The sequence below is a fragment of the Oceanisphaera sp. genome, from assembly GCF_052084945.1.
Lineage (GTDB): Bacteria > Pseudomonadota > Gammaproteobacteria > Enterobacterales > Aeromonadaceae > Oceanimonas.
The window spans coordinates 1-19,124 of sequence record NZ_JBQDEX010000033.1 but is presented as its reverse complement, the minus strand read 5'-3'; the positions used below and the strand labels follow the sequence as shown (position 1 = coordinate 19,124).

At 47.2% G+C, this 19,124-nt stretch carries 17 protein-coding genes and 1 tRNA gene; 9 read left to right on the top strand and 9 right to left on the bottom strand.

Annotation, left to right across the window (positions count from 1 at the left end; translation table 11 throughout):
* Positions 1-6: 6 nt before the first annotated feature.
* From ACTHY5_RS04870 to mutY, 3 genes are all read right to left on the bottom strand, one after another.
* Positions 7-82, bottom strand: a tRNA-Phe gene (locus ACTHY5_RS04870).
* A gap of 95 nt (positions 83-177) precedes the next feature.
* Positions 178-453, bottom strand: coding sequence for an oxidative damage protection protein (locus ACTHY5_RS04865; protein WP_441877181.1), 276 nt, complete (start codon positions 451-453; stop codon positions 178-180).
* On the bottom strand, positions 450-1,511 hold the full coding sequence (gene mutY / locus ACTHY5_RS04860) for an A/G-specific adenine glycosylase (RefSeq protein WP_441877178.1): 1,062 nt from the start codon (positions 1,509-1,511) through the stop codon (positions 450-452). Before mutY ends, ACTHY5_RS04865 begins: the two co-directional genes overlap by 4 nt.
* A gap of 257 nt (positions 1,512-1,768) precedes the next feature.
* Here mutY and trmB point away from each other — a divergent pair, with 257 nt between their 5' ends.
* Together trmB and ACTHY5_RS04850 are read left to right on the top strand one after the other, a co-directional pair.
* Positions 1,769-2,503, top strand: coding sequence for a tRNA (guanosine(46)-N7)-methyltransferase TrmB (trmB, locus tag ACTHY5_RS04855; protein WP_441877176.1), 735 nt, complete (start codon positions 1,769-1,771; stop codon positions 2,501-2,503).
* Positions 2,504-2,667: 164 nt separating this feature from the next.
* A complete protein-coding gene (locus ACTHY5_RS04850) occupies positions 2,668-3,981 on the top strand; it encodes a M18 family aminopeptidase (protein ID WP_441877173.1) in 1,314 nt (437 codons plus the stop codon).
* 190 nt (positions 3,982-4,171) lie between these two features.
* Here ACTHY5_RS04850 and coaE read toward each other — a convergent pair whose 3' ends face one another.
* From coaE to ampD, 6 genes are all read right to left on the bottom strand, one after another.
* The gene (gene coaE / locus ACTHY5_RS04845; protein WP_441877170.1) at positions 4,172-4,774 is read right to left on the bottom strand and encodes a dephospho-CoA kinase; all 603 of its coding nucleotides are present in this window, start codon (positions 4,772-4,774) and stop codon (positions 4,172-4,174) included.
* Entirely contained in the window at positions 4,771-5,628 is an 858-nt protein-coding gene (locus tag ACTHY5_RS04840) for a prepilin peptidase (protein ID WP_441877168.1), read from the bottom strand. Before ACTHY5_RS04840 ends, coaE begins: the two co-directional genes overlap by 4 nt.
* A gap of 58 nt (positions 5,629-5,686) precedes the next feature.
* The gene (locus ACTHY5_RS04835; protein ID WP_441877165.1) at positions 5,687-6,901 is read right to left on the bottom strand and encodes a type II secretion system F family protein; all 1,215 of its coding nucleotides are present in this window, start codon (positions 6,899-6,901) and stop codon (positions 5,687-5,689) included.
* A 61-nt stretch (positions 6,902-6,962) separates the two neighbouring features.
* Positions 6,963-8,666 (bottom strand): type IV-A pilus assembly ATPase PilB, encoded by a 1,704-nt coding sequence (gene pilB / locus ACTHY5_RS04830; protein WP_441877162.1) that lies wholly within the window; start codon positions 8,664-8,666, stop codon positions 6,963-6,965.
* 3 nt (positions 8,667-8,669) lie between these two features.
* Entirely contained in the window at positions 8,670-9,095 is a 426-nt protein-coding gene (locus ACTHY5_RS04825; RefSeq protein WP_441877159.1) for a pilin, read from the bottom strand.
* Between the two features lie 177 nt (positions 9,096-9,272).
* The gene (ampD, locus tag ACTHY5_RS04820; RefSeq protein ID WP_441877156.1) at positions 9,273-9,827 is read right to left on the bottom strand and encodes a 1,6-anhydro-N-acetylmuramyl-L-alanine amidase AmpD; all 555 of its coding nucleotides are present in this window, start codon (positions 9,825-9,827) and stop codon (positions 9,273-9,275) included.
* 200 nt (positions 9,828-10,027) lie between these two features.
* On the opposite strand from ampD, the gene ACTHY5_RS04815 reads away from it, so the two are divergent.
* The 7 genes from ACTHY5_RS04815 to ACTHY5_RS04785 all read left to right on the top strand — a co-directional run.
* Entirely contained in the window at positions 10,028-10,540 is a 513-nt protein-coding gene (locus tag ACTHY5_RS04815) for a retropepsin-like aspartic protease family protein (protein WP_441877153.1), read from the top strand.
* Positions 10,541-10,647: 107 nt separating this feature from the next.
* Positions 10,648-11,490 (top strand): carboxylating nicotinate-nucleotide diphosphorylase, encoded by an 843-nt coding sequence (nadC, locus tag ACTHY5_RS04810; RefSeq protein WP_441877192.1) that lies wholly within the window; start codon positions 10,648-10,650, stop codon positions 11,488-11,490.
* A 227-nt stretch (positions 11,491-11,717) separates the two neighbouring features.
* Positions 11,718-12,479, top strand: a complete 762-nt coding sequence (gene pdhR, locus ACTHY5_RS04805; RefSeq protein ID WP_441877150.1) for a pyruvate dehydrogenase complex transcriptional repressor PdhR — start codon at positions 11,718-11,720, stop codon at positions 12,477-12,479.
* 64 nt (positions 12,480-12,543) lie between these two features.
* Positions 12,544-15,204, top strand: a complete 2,661-nt coding sequence (aceE, locus tag ACTHY5_RS04800; protein WP_441877147.1) for a pyruvate dehydrogenase (acetyl-transferring), homodimeric type — start codon at positions 12,544-12,546, stop codon at positions 15,202-15,204.
* Positions 15,205-15,214: 10 nt separating this feature from the next.
* Positions 15,215-17,125, top strand: a complete 1,911-nt coding sequence (aceF, locus tag ACTHY5_RS04795) for a pyruvate dehydrogenase complex dihydrolipoyllysine-residue acetyltransferase (protein WP_441877144.1) — start codon at positions 15,215-15,217, stop codon at positions 17,123-17,125.
* Positions 17,126-17,274: 149 nt separating this feature from the next.
* The gene (lpdA, locus tag ACTHY5_RS04790) at positions 17,275-18,699 is read left to right on the top strand and encodes a dihydrolipoyl dehydrogenase (RefSeq protein WP_441877141.1); all 1,425 of its coding nucleotides are present in this window, start codon (positions 17,275-17,277) and stop codon (positions 18,697-18,699) included.
* A gap of 223 nt (positions 18,700-18,922) precedes the next feature.
* The coding region (locus tag ACTHY5_RS04785) for a hypothetical protein (RefSeq protein WP_441877138.1) at positions 18,923-19,124 on the top strand (202 nt) is incomplete at its 3' end.

Sequence of the window (19,124 nt, the reverse complement as noted above, 5' to 3'; positions counted from 1 at the left end):
TTAATATGGTGCCCGGAGACGGAATCGAACCGCCGACACGAGGATTTTCAATCCTCTGCTCTACCGACTGAGCTATCCGGGCTAACGGAGCGCTATTTAATAAGATTGCCCCTATTAAGTCAACCGCTATTTAAAAGGCCCAAGCTTGATTGCTCAAGCCTTGAGCAGTTTGCTGTTTTACTCTTCGCTTGGCGGAGTGTAACCGTCTACCTTTACTTCTGCACCTTCAAACAGGTAGGCAACCATTTCTTGCTCTAGTAATTGCCTGTGTTCGGCATTCATCATGTTAAGCTTTTTTTCGTTAATCAACATGGTTTGCTTGTGTTGCCAAGCGGCCCAAGCTTCTTTGGAAATGTTGTCATAAATACGTTTACCCAATTCTCCAGGGTAAAGCTGAAAATCTAGACCTTCGGCATCTTTTTGTAAACGCTGACAAAAAATAGTACGGCTCATTCGTGGTTCCTCTTTTGCAATTGTGGGTAGGCAAGCAGTTTTTTGGTGGCTGCTGCCAAGCCAACCGATGCGGGTTGTTCCAAGTTATACCAAAGTCGTTGTGCTCCGGCCATGATCTCGTGAGGGATCTCAGGTAATTCTACTAACCATGGGGTAATATCGAGATGAAAATGACTAAATGTATGACGAAAACCAGGTAGCGCAATAGGTTTAGTGGCGTCGGGGTAGCGCTTAAGCCAGTGTGTGAGTTCAAGTTTGTCTTTAAACTCAGGAAAACAATATAAACCACCCCAAATACCTTGTGGTGGACGCTGTACTAATAATATCTGTTGGCCCTGTTTCAGTAACAAAAAATAGGCCTGCTTTTCTGGTTGTACGATTTTTTTTGGCTTTGAGTGTGGAAAAGCGCTAGGAGTGCCTAGCGCCAGTGCCTGACAATCAGCTTGTACCGGGCAAAGCTCACATTGGGGTTTAGAGCGCGTGCAAATAGTGGCGCCCAAGTCCATCATCGCTTGATTATATTGGGTAACGCCCTGTTGAGGGGTTAACTGCTCTACTGTTTGCCATAGTGAATTTTCGACGTCTTTTTTACCTGGCCAGCCTTGTTGCGCTTGCCAGCGTGCCAATACGCGTTTGACGTTGCCATCTAAAATGCCGTGGTGTTGCCCTAGCGATAAAGACAAGATTGCGCCTGCCGTAGAGCGACCTATGCCGGGTAAGCCTAATACGTCTGAAAACTGTTCAGGAAAGTGGCCCTGATAATGATCACGAATGGTTTGTGCCGCTTTATGTAAATTACGAGCACGGGCATAATAGCCAAGGCCAGTCCAAAGGTGCAGTACTTCATCTGGTTCGGCATTGGCTAAACTCAGTACATCAGGAAAGCGGGCCATAAAGCGTTCGTAATAGGGAATAACGGTTACTACTTGGGTTTGCTGTAACATTATTTCTGAAACCCATACCCGATAAGGTGTTTTATGCTGCTGCCAAGGCAATGTTTTACGACCGTGCACTTGGTACCAGCTTAGTACTCGCTGAGCAAAAGAGGCTGTATTCACAATAATAGCTAATTTAAACAGAATATGTTGATCAGACCACAGTGGGGTGCTGAGTGCAAATAGGGCCGTGTGGTGCTTTGCTATCTGACATGTAACAATCTTGATAAAACTATATCCACAGATAAAATAGCGCAGCAGTCGCAATCTGTGTTTCAACCACTTAAAATCTGCATATATCACGAATATTTAGCACACTTTTAATGGCACATTAGGCTTAACCTAAAAGCGCTCACGCAGTTAAGTCTCGGAGAACATGAATGACAGATCAACAGCATGCCAAGCCCATCGAACAGGCTGAGCAAACTGAGCAAGAATTGCGCAAACGTAAGATTCGTAGCTTTGTACGCCGCGAAGGCCGTTTAACCAAAGGCCAAGAAAATGCCATGGCTCAGCAATGGCCTATTATGGGCATTGAATATAAGCCAGAATTGCTCAACTTAGATGCTGAGTTTAAACGCTCGGCGCCACGAGTATTAGAAATTGGCTTTGGCATGGGGGGCTCATTAGTAGAGATGGCCCGTGTTGCACCTCAGCTGGACTATATCGGTATTGAGGTTCACACCCCAGGCGTTGGGGCTTGTTTAATGGGAGCGGCTGAAGCCAAGCTGACGAATTTGCGGGTGATGTGTCACGATGCGGTTGAAGTCTTTGAGCACATGTTGCCTGAGCAAAGCTTGGATCGCGTGCAGCTATTTTTTCCTGATCCTTGGCATAAAGCGCGTCATCATAAACGCCGTATTGTACAGCCCGCCTTTGTGGAAATGCTCCGTAGTAAGCTAAAAATTGGCGGTGAGTTCCATATGGCAACAGACTGGGAGAATTACGCTGAACACATGTTAGAGGTGATGAATGCGGCCCCAGGTTACGCTAATGCAGCCACAACAGGCGATTATATGCCGCGCCCAGACTATCGTCCGTTAACTAAATTTGAGCAGCGCGGACATCGTTTAGGGCATGGTGTATGGGACTTGATCTTTACGCGCATCGCTTAGACCCCATTGGGGAGCGATAAGCCGTAAGCTGTCAGTTAAGGTCAATAGCAACAAGCTATCCAGCTAATACAGGCTGACTGTTAAAGCGGCTTCTACAAAAGTGGTCTTTTCTTTTTTTGCTGATAGCTTATGGCCGACAGCTATCAGCTTTTTCGAGGTGATAAGTGACTGAACAAACAGAGTTTAACCAGGGTTTAATTGACTTTCTACATGCCTCTCCTAGTCCAGCGCATGCGGTATTAATGATGGAGAAGCAGTTAGCCAAGGCCGGTTATCAAGCATTAAATGAAAGCGAAGAGTGGCAGTTAACGCCAGGCCAGGGCTACTGGGTAACCCGCGGTGCTCGCTCGATTATTGCCTTTCGCTTAGGCGAACAGCCGGTGGCAGACACTGGGGTGCGTATGATGGGCGCGCACACCGACAGCCCGTGTTTAAAAGTGAAGCCTAAAGCTGAGCTGCTACGCCAAGGTTGCTTGCAGTTGGGCGTTGAGGTTTACGGTGGAGTATTATTACACCCTTGGTTTGACCGTGACTTATCTCTTGCCGGACAAATACATTTTCGTAATGAAGCAGGTCAGTTAACCTCAGCACTGCTTGATATAAAGCAGCCGATTGCCATTATTCCGTCACTGGCTATTCATTTAAACCGCGAAGCAAATAAAAGTTCTACTGTTAATGCTCAGTTACACCTACCGCCTATTTTGGGTGTTGATATGAGTGAGACTGGTAGCCCAAGCCTAGTATTGCGTAGCTTGCTTGCTACTTGGCTGCGCGATGCTGGGCATTCTGTGGCTGATGTTATAGATTATGATTTGTGCTTTTATGATACCCAGCCTCCGGCATTAGTTGGTTTAGATCAAGAGTTTATTAGTTCGGCGCGTCTCGATAATTTATTATCTTGCTATACCGGATTAAAGGCCTTGTTGCATTCTCATCAGCAGCCTCAAGCGGCGACTTCATTATTGGTGTGTAACGATCATGAAGAAGTGGGCAGTGCTTCTGCTATTGGTGCCGAAGGCCCATTTTTAGAAAGTATCTTGCGCCGTTTAAGTGGCAACGAACAGCAATATCAGCGCATGATAGCGCAATCTTTGCTTATTTCCTGCGATAATGCCCACGCCATTCACCCTAATTATGCTGATAAGCATGATGATAACCATGGGCCAAAAATAAATGCCGGCCCCGTCATCAAAGTGAATGCTAATCAGCGTTATGCCACCAGCTCTGAAACCAGTGCCTTGTTTAGCAGTTTCTGTGATATGGCCAAAGTGCCTTATCAACATTTTGTGGTGCGCTCAGACATGGGCTGCGGCAGTACTATAGGGCCTATTGCTGGCACTAAATTAGGGGTGCGTGTGGTAGATGTTGGCGCGCCCCAATGGTCTATGCACTCTATTCGTGAAACCGCCGGCAGCAAAGATGCTTGGTATTTAAGCCAAGCGCTACAGGCCTTTATTTACGAGTGGGAAGGAGACTAAGCGGTAAGTTGTAAGTTAAAGGCAAGCTCGCAGGCCTAGCACCAAGCGTCGCTCTAAAGAAAACACTGAATATTCTCGCATCCATTCTTGTTTGGATTCGTGGCTAACAGAGGCACAATTAAAGAGGGGCAATATGCTTATCTAAAGCAAGTTGACCCTATTTGTTTGGTGATGATGATATTTTTACTCGCTAGGCCTTCGCCAAAGCTAAATACTGCTTATGTAATTGCAGTATGGCGGCTTTGGCTTGATTGATATCTTGGCTGTTATTATCAATTATGTCATCGGCAGCCGCCAAGCGATCCTCGCGACTAGCTTGGCTATCCATAATGGCTTTAACTTGCTCTTCACTTGTCTTGTCTCGCGCCGTGGTACGCGCTATTTGTAGCTCTGGCTCCACATCTATGACTAATACTCGGTCGCATAGCTCCGTTAATTTATTTTCCACCAACAGCGGCACCACTAATAAGCAATATGCTGATGGGGCAAGTTGACAGTCTTTGATCATGCGCTCACGAATAAGTGGATGTAGTAGAGCCTCTAGCCAATGACGATGCGCGGAGCTTGCAAAGATGCGCTGTCGTAATTCAGCTCTGTTTAAGCTGCCATCTTCTGCAATGACTTCTGGGCCAAAATAGGCGCCAATGGCGTCCAATACCGGCTCGCCTACCGCGACGACCTCACGGGCTATCACATCAGCATCCACAACAGTAATGCCTTGTTCTGCAAACACATTGGCCACAGTGGTTTTACCACTGCCAATACCGCCTGTTACGCCAACAATATACGTCATAATACTAAGCTCCAATAACCGTTTAGTAGTTGCTCCCCCCACATTAAATACACCCAGCCCCCTAATGCAAGGGCTGGGCCAAACGGCATCGCTAATTCGGTACTTAATCGTTTATTAGCCATTAGTATTAAGGCCAGTAGCAACCCGCTAATAGATGAAATTAATATAATGGGTAAGAGTGCTTGCCAGCCAAACCAAGCTCCCAATGCGGCGAGTAATTTAAAGTCACCATAGCCCATGCCTTCTTTGCCGGTGGCCAGCTTAAATAACCAGTATAAGCTCCATAAAATACCGTAACCGACAGCAGCACCGATCACCGCATCGGGTAGTGCAATAAACAGGCTATTAATATTAATCAGCAGGCCTACCCATAATAAGGGCAAGGTGAGGTTATCGGGTAAGAGCAGGTGATCAATGTCGATCATGGTCATGCACAATAAAGTCCAGCTCAGTAACAAAGCTGCAATAAGCTGGGGGCTGGCACCAAAGCGCCATACGGCAAGCGCGGATAATAGAGCTGTGATAAATTCGATAGCTGGATAACGTTTAGAGATAGCAGCTTTGCAGTAGCGACAGCGCCCACCTAATAATAACCAGCTTAATAGGGGAATATTATTGCGTACGTTTAATGGCTGCTGGCAAGATTGGCAGCGTGAGCGGGGGGTGTTTAGGTTAAATGGGGGCTGCTCAGGCATGGAGTTGCCACTAAACTCAGCGCATTCTTGCTGCCACTGGCGCTTTAGCATCACAGGAAGTCGGTAGATCACCACATTTAAAAAACTGCCAACCAGTAAGCCAAACAGTGTAATAATAAAGTATAAAAAGAAAGGGTCGATATTTTGTAACGCAGCCATGTCAATGCCTTTGTGAACGATAGCGAGCAGCTTAAGTTAAGCAAGTAGTAATAAGCGTTTAGCGAATCACATTACCTAAATCAAAGATAGGAAGATACATGGCAATCACCAAACCACCGACTAATATGCCCAATATCAGCATCATCAGTGGCTCAATTAAGCTGGTAAGCCCTGCTATGGCATCATCTACTTCTTGCTCATATAGGGCGGCCACTTTATTCATCATGCTATCTATGGCGCCAGTTTCCTCGCCTATAGTGACCATCTGTATCACTCTATCTGGAAATAACAGTGTGCCACGTAGTGCGGTATTCATTGGCATGCCTGCAATAACATGATCTCGTACTTGCAGTGTGGCATCTCGATAAATACGGTTGCCACAGGCACCGGCTGCGGCAGACAGCCCATCCACTAATGGGATGCCGGCCGAAAAGGTAGTGGCTAAGGTACGAGCAAACCCGGTTAATGCGGCCTTGCGTACAATGCGACCGGTAATAGGGAGTGTTAATAACAACCGATCACTGATATGACGTACACGGGGCGAGTAACGCCATAAGCGCTGATAAAGTAGCACCAGCAAGGCCATAGCGATTAACATCGCTAACCAATAATTGTGTAGAGCACGAGAAACGGCGATCACCCATTGGGTAAATAACGGCAGAGGAGCGCCAAAACTTTCGAATATATCTTCAAACTGGGGGATCACAAACAGCAGTAAAATAGCGGTGACCATACCGGCTATCAGCAACACCATGGTAGGGTAGAGTAAGGCTTTTTTTATTTTAGATTTTAACTGTTCTGCTTTTTCTCTATACAGAGCAATTTGCTCAAAAATATGATCGAGTGCACCGGTTTGTTCACCTGACAGTACTAGGTTGCAGTAGAGACGACCAAATTGTTGTGGGTGTGTTTTGAGGGCGCTTGATAATGGCGTGCCGTTTTCTACATCTTGCGCTAAACGATTGATGAGCCGCTGCATTTGGCTTTTAGGCGTTGAGCGGGCAATAAGTTGTAGGCTTTGTACTAAAGGCACACCAGCACCTAACATAGTGGCCAGTTGGCGGCTCATAATCGCAATATCTTTAGCTTTAATTCTATGTTGATAACGGCGTAATAAGCTCTCTCGCTGGCGTTGTAGCTTAATGATAGTAATGCCTTGACGCTGTAGTTGATATTTTACGGCCACTAGGCTTGTTTCTTGTATCTCTCCACTCATTTTTTGCCCTTGCGGGTTAATGCCTTGCCAGCAATAAGTATGATACTGCTCCGCCATTTTACCCTCCATTATTGACAATGCCGCACTGTCTTTCTGTAACGCCAATATTGATTATAAGCTACTGATCGGTAATGCGGTTGGCTTCTGCTAGGCTAATGATGCCGGCTTGTACTTTATTAAGTGCCGATTGCCTTAGAGTAAGTAAGCCGGCAGATTGTGCGGCACGGGCAAGGGTAAGAGAGTCGGCACCGTTAATAATTAAGTCTGCTAAGGTGTCATTCATGGGCAGTACCTCATAAACACCAGTGCGACCTTTGTAACCATCGGTACATAAGGTGCAGCCATTAGCGTGATAAATAGTTTGTGTTTGTGCCGAATCTTCATCTATTGCTAGCTGTACAAGTTGTTGCTCGTTTAGTAATTCTGGCTCTTTGCAGTGAGGGCATAATTTTCGTGCTAAGCGCTGGGCAATAATAAGATTAACCGACGAGGCAATATTATACGCAGCTAACCCCATATTACTCAGACGAGTCAGGGTTTCGGTAGCAGAGTTAGTATGTAGCGTCGATAATACTAAGTGCCCGGTTTGCGCGGCCTTGACGGCAATTTCTGCCGTTTCTAAATCCCGTATTTCCCCTACCATAATAATATCGGGATCTTGTCTTAAAAAAGCGCGCAGTGCATGGGCAAAACTAAGGCCAATTTTGGGGTTTACTTGTAGCTGATTAATGCCAGGCATAATAATTTCTACTGGATCTTCAGCCGTTGAAATATTGGTGCTTACCGTATTAAGAATGCTTAAACCTGTGTACAACGATACGGTCTTTCCTGAGCCTGTTGGGCCTGTGGCTAAAATCATGCCTTGAGATTGGTTAAGAGCGGTTAAGTATTGTTGCTTTTGCCGCTCGTTGAAGCCTAGTTGGTTAATGTCTAATTTGATGGCGGAGCTGTCGAGTAAGCGCAGTACAATTTTTTCACCAGCCTGAATGGGCAAGCTACTGATGCGCATATCAATGGTAGTATGGTGAGGTAGTTGCAGTTTCATCCGGCCATCCTGGGGTAGGCGCCGTTCAGAGATATCTAATTGCGCCATCACTTTAAGGCGCGCGGCAAATCGGTTTGCGTAACTGATGGGGGCAGAAGCAAAATCGTGCAGTAGACCGTCTATACGAAACCGAATGCGGTAAAAGCGCTCATAAGGCTCAAAGTGAATATCGGACGCCAAGCAATTAACGGCCTCTAACATAATTTTATAGATATAGCGCACAATGGGCGCATCATCGTCTTGGCTGCCTAGTGTGCTTTGAGTGGTGTCATCGGTGAGCGTTAAGTGTTGGAGATCGTCAGTTTCTATTTGCTCAAGATCAACCAAGTGATTGTCCTCGCCCTGCTGTAATTGTTTAAGCAGTAGGGAAAGCTGCGCTTCATCTACCAGTTGTGCATCGGTTATCAAGTTAAAGCGAAAACTAAAGTCATCTAATGCCGTCATATTGGTGGGATCAGACAGTGCTAAGTATAAAATATTGTTTTTTAAGAAAAGCGGTAGCGCACAGTGGCGCTCAATCAGATCCATACTCAGATATTGAGGCGGTAAAGCATTGGGTTGGATATTGCTTAAATCAAAGACCGGCAAGTGATAGGTCTGTTTACAAAACTGCGTTAACTGCTCACTCGATAAGAACTGTCGCTCGACTAACACCCGACTGAGCGGCTTACTTTCTTGAGCCGCTTGAGTGACGGCTTGATCCAGTTGCTGTGCAGTCAGCTGTGAAGCCTCTAACAAGCTTCTGGCTAAACCGCTGTATTGCTGTGGGCTGCCCATAACTCAACACAAGCCCGCAGCAACACAACTGCCAGATGTTTGCCAGGTAATACGATTGTTAGCAAGAGTACCTATTAAAATAAAGGTTTCGCTATCTACTAAATTGGTGCCGGTAGCGGTAATCGTCCAAGGGCCTGCGGTATTATCGTTAGCGGTTACTATGATATTGCTAACCAAACCATCAAAGGCTGTGGGCAACACATTGTTGCCCGCTGTGGTGCAGTCTGAACCTCCGGTTTGCTGACATATCTCAATGGCGGTTTTAGCCGGCCCTGTGGCAGCAATCACTTCAGTAAATTTGGCGCGCTTGGTATAAGTTTGATAGCTGGGAAGCGCCACCGCCGCCAAAATGGCAACAATAGCGACCACTATCATTAACTCAATAAGCGTAAAGCCATTAATAACAGGATTAGTTAAATGCTTCTTCATAGAGTCATCCTTGACTGATAAAGCAGCTTAGGTAGCTGGAATAATAAAATGTCCTGTTATTAGGTATAGCAATGAAACCCTAAGCTGGCGAATAAATAGCCAGTTTAGGGCGCCATAAATGTGCAGTCATAAACCGTCAACTCAATCAGTAGCTTGGTTTACGCTGCTCGTTTTTCGTTATAGATCGTTAAGAAAATCCCAACAAAAACCACAGCCGGGGTCGGTTTTACGGCCAGGGGCAATATCGCTGTGACCAACAATATGCTGTGCTGTAATAGCGGGATACCTAGCTTGTAATAGCTGAGTGACTTGGGTGAGCTGCTGATACTGTGCCTCAGTAAAGGTATCGGTATCTGTTCCTTCTAACTCAATACCAATCGCAAAGTCATTACAACGTTCACGGCCATTAAAACGAGATTGCCCTGCGTGCCAAGCCCGTTTATTAAAAGCGACATATTGCACCAACTCGCCGTCTCGGCGAATTAAGCAATGGGCCGAGACACCTAGTTGATGAATGCTGGCAAAATAAGGATCGTGTTCTGGGTTTAGGGTGCCTAAAAACAGTTGATCAATATAAGGCCCCCCGTATTGCGCTGGCGGTAAGCTAATGCTGTGCACCACTAAAAGCGACACTTCGCCGTCGGGTCTGTCATCATAATGAGGTGAGGGACAATAACGAGCGGGGCTAAGCCAATGCTCGGCATTAATGCAAAGGGCGGATTTGTGAGTCATATTGATACCTAATTGCCATATATAAGAAGAAGCTTGGCGGTATACTAAGAGTCTTAATGGCCAGTGGGCAAGTGAATGAGCTACCAGTTTTAAGCCATGACTGATGAGACAGGCCACTGTATAAGGTGCAGCGTTAGATAACCTAAGGCCTGTCGCGTGACGCGGCTTATCAAATTATATGCTTATTAAGGGGCGAGCAGATGAGTAATGGAGCAAACATGCAGCGCCGTTTAGGAACCATAATGTGGTTGCTGGCTTGGGGGCTGGCGCTGGCATTACTGACTTGGTACTTTCAACAAAGAGCCGCTAGCCGCCATAACCCTAACCAGCAAGTGCAGGTACTAAATGAGCAAGATCGCCAAGCCATGCTGCTAAAGCAAAACCGTCAAGGACATTACCTTGCCAGTGGCACCCTTAATAATAAGGCGGTGGTGTTTTTACTCGATACCGGCGCTTCTTTAGTGGCAGTACCTGAGATGCTTGCTGATGAATTAGCATTAGCGGTAGGCCAACCGATTAGGCTCAATACAGCCGCAGGCCAAGTGACGGGCTATCGTACTCAGATAAAATCTCTGGCGTTAGGGCCCTTTACATTAACGGATGTTAGCGCCGTCATTATGCCTGCTGATAATAATGAAGTGTTATTAGGTATGAATGTACTGCGCCTGTTTGAGTTAACCCAGCGAGAGGGGCAAATGATCATACGGCGCTAGGCTAAAGAAAAATTTAGCTTGATAGCTCAAGGCTCCTTTAAAGAGCTAATTATAAACAGTGAATGATAGGTTGAATAACAATGCACCATGCAGAACCAGCACACTCTATGTTAGAGCAAGAAGTTCGTTTTAATGTCACAGCCGCACTCAGTGAAGACTTAGGTGGGACCTTGGACCCCACTCGAGACATTACCGCCCAATTGTTGCCTGAGCAACAACAGGTAACCGCGCATTTAATTACCCGAGAAGCAGGCGTTTTTTGTGGTCGCGCTTTTGCAGAAGAAGCCTTTTTGCAACTCGGGGGCGAGGTGACGCTAAACTGGCAGGTGGCCGATGGTGATGCGGTAGTGGCCGATCAAAGGCTATTAACACTCATAGGTCCGGCGCGCGCCATTATGACGGGAGAGCGCACGGCGCTTAACTTTATTCAAACGCTGTCGGCAGTCGCTACTGTCACTCAGCGCTATGTCGCACAATTAGCCGGCACCCAATGTCGTTTATTAGACACCCGAAAAACCTTGCCCGGATTACGTCATGCGCTTAAATATGCGGTGACCTGTGGCGGCGGCCTTAATCATCGGATGGGGCTTTATGATGCTTATTTGATCAAAGAAAACCACATCTTTGCTTGTGGGGGAATTGATAAAGCTATCGCTGAGGCACGCCGCTTACAGCCCGAAAAACCGGTAGAGGTGGAAGTGGAATCATTGGCCGAGCTGGAGCAGGCGCTAGATGCGGGTGCCGATATTATTATGATCGATAATTTTACCACTGAAGATATGCGCACCGCCGTTGCTATTAGTGATGGCCGTGCGCAATTAGAAGTCTCGGGTAACGTCACTCTAAGCACCATAGCTGGCTTTGCCGCCACCGGTGTCGACTTTATTTCGGTGGGTGCTCTCACCAAGCACATACAGGCATTGGATCTGTCACTACGAGTGGAAGGGTAAGGCATAGCACCAAGCGCCAAGCACCAAGTTAAAGATAAACACCGGTTTTTTTGCTTTAAGCTTGGTGCTTGGCGCCGGGCGCTCGGCGCTGTATTTCGACATCTAGTTTTTGGTTAATTTATCGGCTATTGTGTGCAATAACTATTAATTTGTTGGACATTTTATCCACGCAATGATACCTTTTTTTAACAGTGTCAATTGGTCTTACCAATATTAAGACGGATTAAATGTCGAATCAGCGTATTAAACAGCCTAAACTCGCCGACACTATCGCTGCCAAAATAGAGCAGATGATAGTGGAAGGTAGCTTACAGCCCGGTCAGCGATTGCCGCCCGAGCGTGAACTTGCCGAACAGTACGCGGTATCGCGTCCGTCGGTACGAGAGGCCATTCAGCTGTTAGAAGCTAGAGGGTTGGTATCTCGACGTCAGGGCGGCGGCACCTATGTGCAAAATGCTCTTACTAAGGGATTAGCTGACCCCTTGTTTCAGTTATTGGCGGAGCACCCAGAGTCACAATATGACTTGCTGGAGTTTCGCCATACCATGGAGGGTATCTCTGCGTTTTATGCTGCCATGCGCGGCAATGAAGCCGACTTTGATATCATTCGTGGGGCGCAACAGGCTATCGTGCAAGCTCAAGAGCTGGGCGATTTGCCAGCTGAAGCCAAAGCCGCTGCCGAATTTTATATTGCAGTCGCTGCGGCGGCCCACAACGTGGTGTTATTACACTTGTTGCGCGCCATTCAGCCGATGCTAGAGTCGAGTATCTTGCGCAATATCAAAATTTTAAACCGGCGCGCCGGTATGGTGGAAAAAATACGAGTGCATCGCGCGAATTTAATCCAATGCATACTGTCACGCGAGCCGGAGCAGGCCAGAGACGCTTGTCATGAGCATTTGGCCTTTATTGAAGAAACCTTGCTTAACATTGAGCGTGAAGAAAGCCGTATTCAGCGCTCTTTACGTCGCAATCGGCAGCAGGAATAACAAACAATGCCTTCGGCAATGATGAACCCATGGGCAGGTGCCCCAAACGAGATAGGAAACAGCCATGTCTGATATCCTGAACAATGATGTGGATTCAATAGAAACTCAAGAGTGGTTAGACTCTCTTGAATCGTTGATCCGTCAAGAAGGACCTGAGCGCGCACAATATATTTATGAGCGTCTCACCACTAAAGCCATTAAATCCGGTGTTGCTGTGGCCAGAAATGCCCACTCAGACTACGTAAACAGCATTAAGTCTGGAGACGAGCCTGAGTATCCGGGTAACTGGGATCTGGAACGTCGTATCCGCGCTATTATCCGCTGGAACTCAGTGATGATCGTACTGCGCGCTTCAAGAAAAGACTTGGACCTAGGCGGCCACATGGCTTCTTACTCGTCCAGTGCCACCATGTACGAAGTGGGCTTCAACCACTTCTACCGCGCGCCCAACGAAAAAGACGGCGGCGACTTGGTATTCTTCCAAGGTCACATCTCGCCAGGTATCTACGCCCGTGCCTTTGCAGAAGGCCGCTTAACGGCTGATCAGTTGGATATGTTCCGTCAAGAAGTAGACGGCAAAGGTATTCCTTCTTATCCGCACCCGAAACTGATGCCTGACTTTTGGCAGTTCCCAACCGTATCAATGGGCTTGGGTCCACTAAACGCCATCTATCAAGCACGTTTCTTGAAGTATTTAACCAACCGTGGCCTAAAAGACTGCTCTGAGCAGCGCGTATACGCCTACCTAGGCGACGGTGAGATGGATGAGCCAGAATCCAAAGGTGTGATCACCATTGCGGCTCGTGAGAAGCTAGATAACCTGTGCTTTATCATCAACTGTAACCTACAGCGTCTAGATGGCCCTGTTATTGGTAACGGTAAAATCATCGACGAACTAGACGGTATCTTTAACGGTGCTGGCTGGAACGTGGTTAAAGTGATTTGGGGCCGCCGTTGGGACGAGCTTATCGAGAAAGATAAGAGCGGCAAGCTGGTTCAACTAATGAACGAAACCGTAGACGGCGATTACCAAACCTTTAAGTCTAAAGACGGTGCTTATGTACGTGAGCACTTCTTCGGTAAGTACCCAGAAACGCTCGAGTTGGTTAAAGATATGACCGACGAAGAGATTTTCTCTCTTAACCGTGGTGGTCACGATCCGGCGAAAATGTATGCTGCATACAAAAACGCTGCCGAAACCAAAGGCAAGCCAACGGTTATTCTGGCCAAAACCATCAAAGGTTACGGCATGGGTGACGCGGCTGAAGGCAAGAACATTGCCCACCAAGTTAAAAACATGGATATGTCGGCAGTTAAACACTTCCGTGACCGTTTCAATCTAGAAGTAAGCGATGACGACATCGCGGATCTGCCTTACATTGAAATTAAAGAAGGCACCCGTGAGCACGAATACCTGCACACGCGTCGTAAAGCCCTGAAAGGCTATGTGCCACAGCGCTTAGAGCAAAGCACAGACAAACTGCAAATTCCTGAGCTGTCTGAGTTTGAATCACTGCTGGGTGAGCAAAAGCGTGAAGTATCGACCACAATGGCCTTTGTGCGTGCCTTAAACGTCATGCTGAAGAACAAGTCCATTGGTAAGCGCATTGTGCCGATTTTGGCCGATGAAGCCCGTACCTTTGGTATGGAAGGTCTGTTCCGCCAAATCGGTATTTACAGCCCGAACGGTCAGCAATATACGCCGCAAGACCGCGAGCAAGTGGCTTACTACAAAGAAGACATCAAAGGTCAGGTACTGCAAGAAGGTATCAACGAGCTGGGTGCAACTTCTTCATGGTTAGCTGCCGCTACTTCTTACAGCACTAACGACTTCCCAATGATTCCGTTCTACATCTACTACTCGATGTTCGGTTTCCAACGTGTGGGCGACTTGTGCTGGGCGGCCGGTGACCAACAGGCCCGTGGCTTTATGATTGGTGGTACTTCTGGTCGTACAACGCTAAACGGTGAAGGTCTACAGCACGAAGATGGCCATAGCCATATTCAAGCCAGTGTTATTCCGAACTGCATAACCTACGATCCGACCTATGTATACGAAGTAGCAGTCATTGTACAAGATGGCTTACGTCGTATGTACGGCGAAAACCCAGAAAATGTTTACTACTACATCACCACGCTGAACGAAAACTACCATCAGCCAGCTATGCCAGAAGGCGTAGAAGAAGGTATTCGCAAGGGTATCTACAAGCTAGATACAGTTGCCGGTGATAAAGGTAAGGTTCAGTTGATGGGCTCAGGCACCATTTTAACTGACGTACGTGACGCTGCTGCTATTCTTTCTGAAGAGTACGGCATTGGTTCAGACGTATACAGTGTGCCTTCATTCAACGAACTGACCCGTGACGGTCAAGACGTTGAGCGCTGGAACATGCTGCACCCAACTGAAGAAGCGCGTGTACCTTACATCGCTCAAGTAATGGGTAGCGAGCCTGCCATTGCGGCCACCGACTACATGAAGAACTACGCAGAACAAGTGCGCGCCTTCATGCCGTCAGAAAGCTACAAAGTACTGGGTACTGATGGTTTTGGTCGTTCAGACAGTCGTGATAACTTGCGTCGTCACTTTGAAGTCAACAAAGAGTACATCGTACTTGCTGCACTGACCGAGTTGGCCAAGCAAGGCACGATTGACAAAAAAGTAGTTGCTGATGCCATTACGAAATACGGTATCGACGCTGATAAGATCAACCCGCTGTACGCATAAGGGGTAATACATGTCTAAAGATATTCTGGTGCCAGATATCGGCGCAGACGAGGTAGAAGTGACCGAAATCATGGTTGCCGTAGGCGACCGTGTAGAAGAAGAACAGTCACTACTCACCGTGGAAGGTGATAAAGCCTCCATGGAAATACCGGCCCCCAGCGCGGGTGTGGTTAAAGAAATTAAAGTGGCCATTGGTGACGGTATTAATACCGGTTCATTAATTATGGTTTTTGAAGCAGAAGAGGGCGGCGCTGCCGCCCCAGCTGAGCAAGAGCAAGCCCCTGCTGCTAAAGCAGAAAGTGGGGCTCCTGCCAGCGCTTCTCGCCAAGAAGTGGCTGTGCCTGATATTGGTGATGACGAAGTTGAAGTGACTGAAATCAACGTTGCTGTAGGCGATGTGATTGAAGAAGAGCAGACACTGATTGGCGTAGAAGGCGATAAGGCTTCTATGGAAATCCCATCACCTGCTGCAGGTAAAGTGGTTGAAATCTTGGTGTCGGTAGGCGACCAAGTGAAAACCGGTTCACAAATTATGGTGTTTGAAGTGGCGGGTGAATCTGCTCCAGCCGCATCGGCACCTGCTGAATCCGCACCTACTGCGGCACCAGCGGCTCCTGCTGAGGCTCAAGCCAAAGACGTGAACCTGCCAGACATTGGCGGTGATGAAGTTGAAGTGACCGAAGTCATGGTTGCTGTAGGCGACACTGTTGAAGCTGAACAGTCGATTCTGAACGTAGAAGGCGACAAAGCGGCAATGGAAGTGCCCTCACCGTTTGCGGGTGTGGTTAAAGAAATCAAAATTGCTGTGGGCGATAAAGTGAATACCGGAACCTTAGTGATGGTATTTGAAGTGGCGGGTGAAGCTCCCAAAGCTGAAGCGCCAAAAGCCGCACCAGCCCAAACCGCAGCTCCTGCACCTGCTAAAGCCGAAGCGCCAACAACACCAGCTTCTCAAGCGGCACCCGCTGCTCAAAATGAGTTTGTTGAGAACAATGCTTATGTACATGCCACTCCTGTGGTACGTCGTTTGGCCCGTGAATTTGGTGTGGATCTGTCTAAGGTTAATGCCACCGGTCCTAAGAGCCGTATTCTTAAAGAAGACGTACAAGGCTATGTGAAAGGTATTATCAAGCAAGTGGCAGGCCAACCTGCGGGTGTAGCGGTTGCTGGCGGCGGTATGTCGGTACTGGCCTGGCCAAAAGTAGATTTTGCCAAATTTGGTGAAGTTGAAGAAGTTGCCATGACGCGCATTCAAAAGATCTCGGGCCCTAACCTGCACCGTAACTGGGTGAAAATCCCGCATGTTACGCAGTTTGACGAAACCGATATCACTGAGCTGGAAGCGTTCCGTAAATCGGAAAATGCCATTGCCGAGAAGCAGAAGCTGGGTTACAAGATTTCTCCGCTGATCTTCATTATGAAGGCCGTTGCAAAAGCGTTAGAAGCCTATCCGAAGTTCTGCTCTTCATTATCAGACGACGAACAATCACTGATCATGAAAAAGTACATCCACATTGGTGTAGCGGTTGATACGCCAAACGGCTTGGTTGTACCTGTAGTGCGCGATGTTAACAAAAAAGGCATTCGTGAGCTGGCTATTGAACTGGGCGAAATCTCGAAGAAAGCCCGTGAAGGCAAGCTAAAAGGCGCCGACATGCAAGGTGGTTGTTTCACAATTTCGTCGTTAGGCGGCATTGGTGGCACTCAGTTCACGCCTATCGTGAACGCACCTGAAGTGGCTATTTTGGGCGTATCTAAATCAGGCATTAAGCCAGTTTGGAACGGTAAAGAATTTGAGCCTCGCTTAATTCAGCCACTGGCTCTGTCTTATGACCACCGTGTGATTGACGGCGCCGATGGTGCTCGTTTCATTACCACGCTAAGTGGTGTGTTAAATGACCTTCGTCGTTTAGCCCTTTAATGTGACAAGGCGGGCAAATGCCCGCCTTTTTACTTTCTTTTCTAATACAGAACAGTAAACTTTAGCTCGTTTCATTTGTGTGGTCGTATTGAGTCTAGGCTTTAGCAGCCAGCGCTTGAACGGGGCTAAAAATCATAATAGAGGTCACCATGAGTCAAGAAATTAAAGCTCAGGTTGTGGTATTGGGTTCAGGCCCTGCCGGTTATTCAGCTGCTTTCCGTGCCGCCGATCTGGGGCTAGAAACCGTACTGGTTGAGCGCTACTCAACCCTAGGTGGGGTTTGTTTAAACGTAGGTTGTATTCCTTCTAAAGCGTTATTGCACGTCGCTAAAGTAATGGAAGAAGCCAAAATGATGGGCAGCCACGGCGTTACTTTCGCTGAGCCGACTGTCGATCTAGATAAAGTCCGTAACCACAAAAACGATGTGATTGGTCAGCTAACCCAAGGTTTGGGTGGCATGGCTAAAATGCGTAAAGTGAAAGTGGTTAACGGTTACGGTAAATTTACCGGCGCTAACACCCTAGAAGTTGAAGGTGAAGAAGGTAAGACTACCATCAGCTTTGACAATGCCATTATTGCTGCGGGCTCACGTCCGATCCAGTTGCCCTTTATTCCGCACGAAGATCCACGTGTTTGGGATTCAACCGGCGCACTAGAATTACGTGAAGTACCCGAAAAGTTATTGGTCATGGGTGGCGGTATTATCGGCCTAGAAATGGGTACCGTATACTACTCGCTCGGCTCTAAGATTGACGTGGTTGAAATGTTCGACCAAGTTATTCCTGCGGCTGACAAAGACTTGATCAAAATCTACACCAAACAGGTGAAAGACAAGTTCAACCTTAAGCTAGAAACCAAGGTTACTGCTGTTGAAGCCAAAGATGACGGCATTCACGTAACCATGGAAGACAAGAAAGGCGCGAGCGAAACCACAGTTTACGACGCTATCTTGGTCGCCATTGGCCGTGTACCTAATGGTAAACTGTTAGATGCAGAAAAAGCTGGTATAGAAGTGGATGAGCGCGGCTTTATTCGCGTCGACAAGCAAATGCGCACTAACGTGCCACACATTCACGCTATTGGTGATATTGTGGGTCAACCTATGTTGGCACATAAAGGGGTGCATGAAGGTCACGTTGCAGCTGAAGTGATCTCTGGCTTGAAGCACTACTTTGATCCTAAAGTGATCCCTTCTATTGCCTACACTGAACCTGAAGTTGCTTGGGTAGGTGTTACCGAGAAAGAAGCCAAAGAGCAAGGCTTAAACGTGGAAGTGGCTAACTTCCCATGGGCCGCATCAGGCCGTGCTATCGCCTCTGACTCTGCCTTTGGTATGACTAAACTGATCTTCGACAAAGAAACTAACCGTGTACTGGGTGGTGCCACTATTGGTACTAACGCTGGTGAGTTGTTGGGCGAAATTGGTTTAGCCATTGAAATGGGTGCCGATGCCGAAGACATCGCATTAACCATCCATGCTCACCCAACTCTGCATGAGTCTGTGGGAATGGCCGCTGAGGTATTTGAAGGTTCCATTACCGATATGCCAAACGCGAAAGCTAAAAAGAAATAAATTTCTTTTTATACTGTTTAAAAACGCCCAGCCTAAGCTGGGCGTTTTTGTTATCAGCAGCACGTTTTTCATTTTAAACCGTGCAAACACCGCTGATTACGCTATCGTCAATTTATGGCATTTGTTTGGCGCAGCTTTAACTTGTTATCAAATACTTATCTTTAGCGCCATCAAGCCGATATAGTATCTAATGAATATAAACAGACCAAGGAAGAACATAGATATGCTATCTAAAATAGGTCATTTAAGTGTGAGAGCTAAGCTGACCTTAGGGTTTGCTTTGGTGTTATTGGCTACGTTAATAACTGCGACAGTGAGTTTTTACTCACTTAGCTCTGTCTTAGAGCGTTCAGACAAATTAGAAAAAGCGGGTGAAATTGACCTGCTGGTGAGCAAGGCTCGTTTCTTTCAAAAAAACTATATGC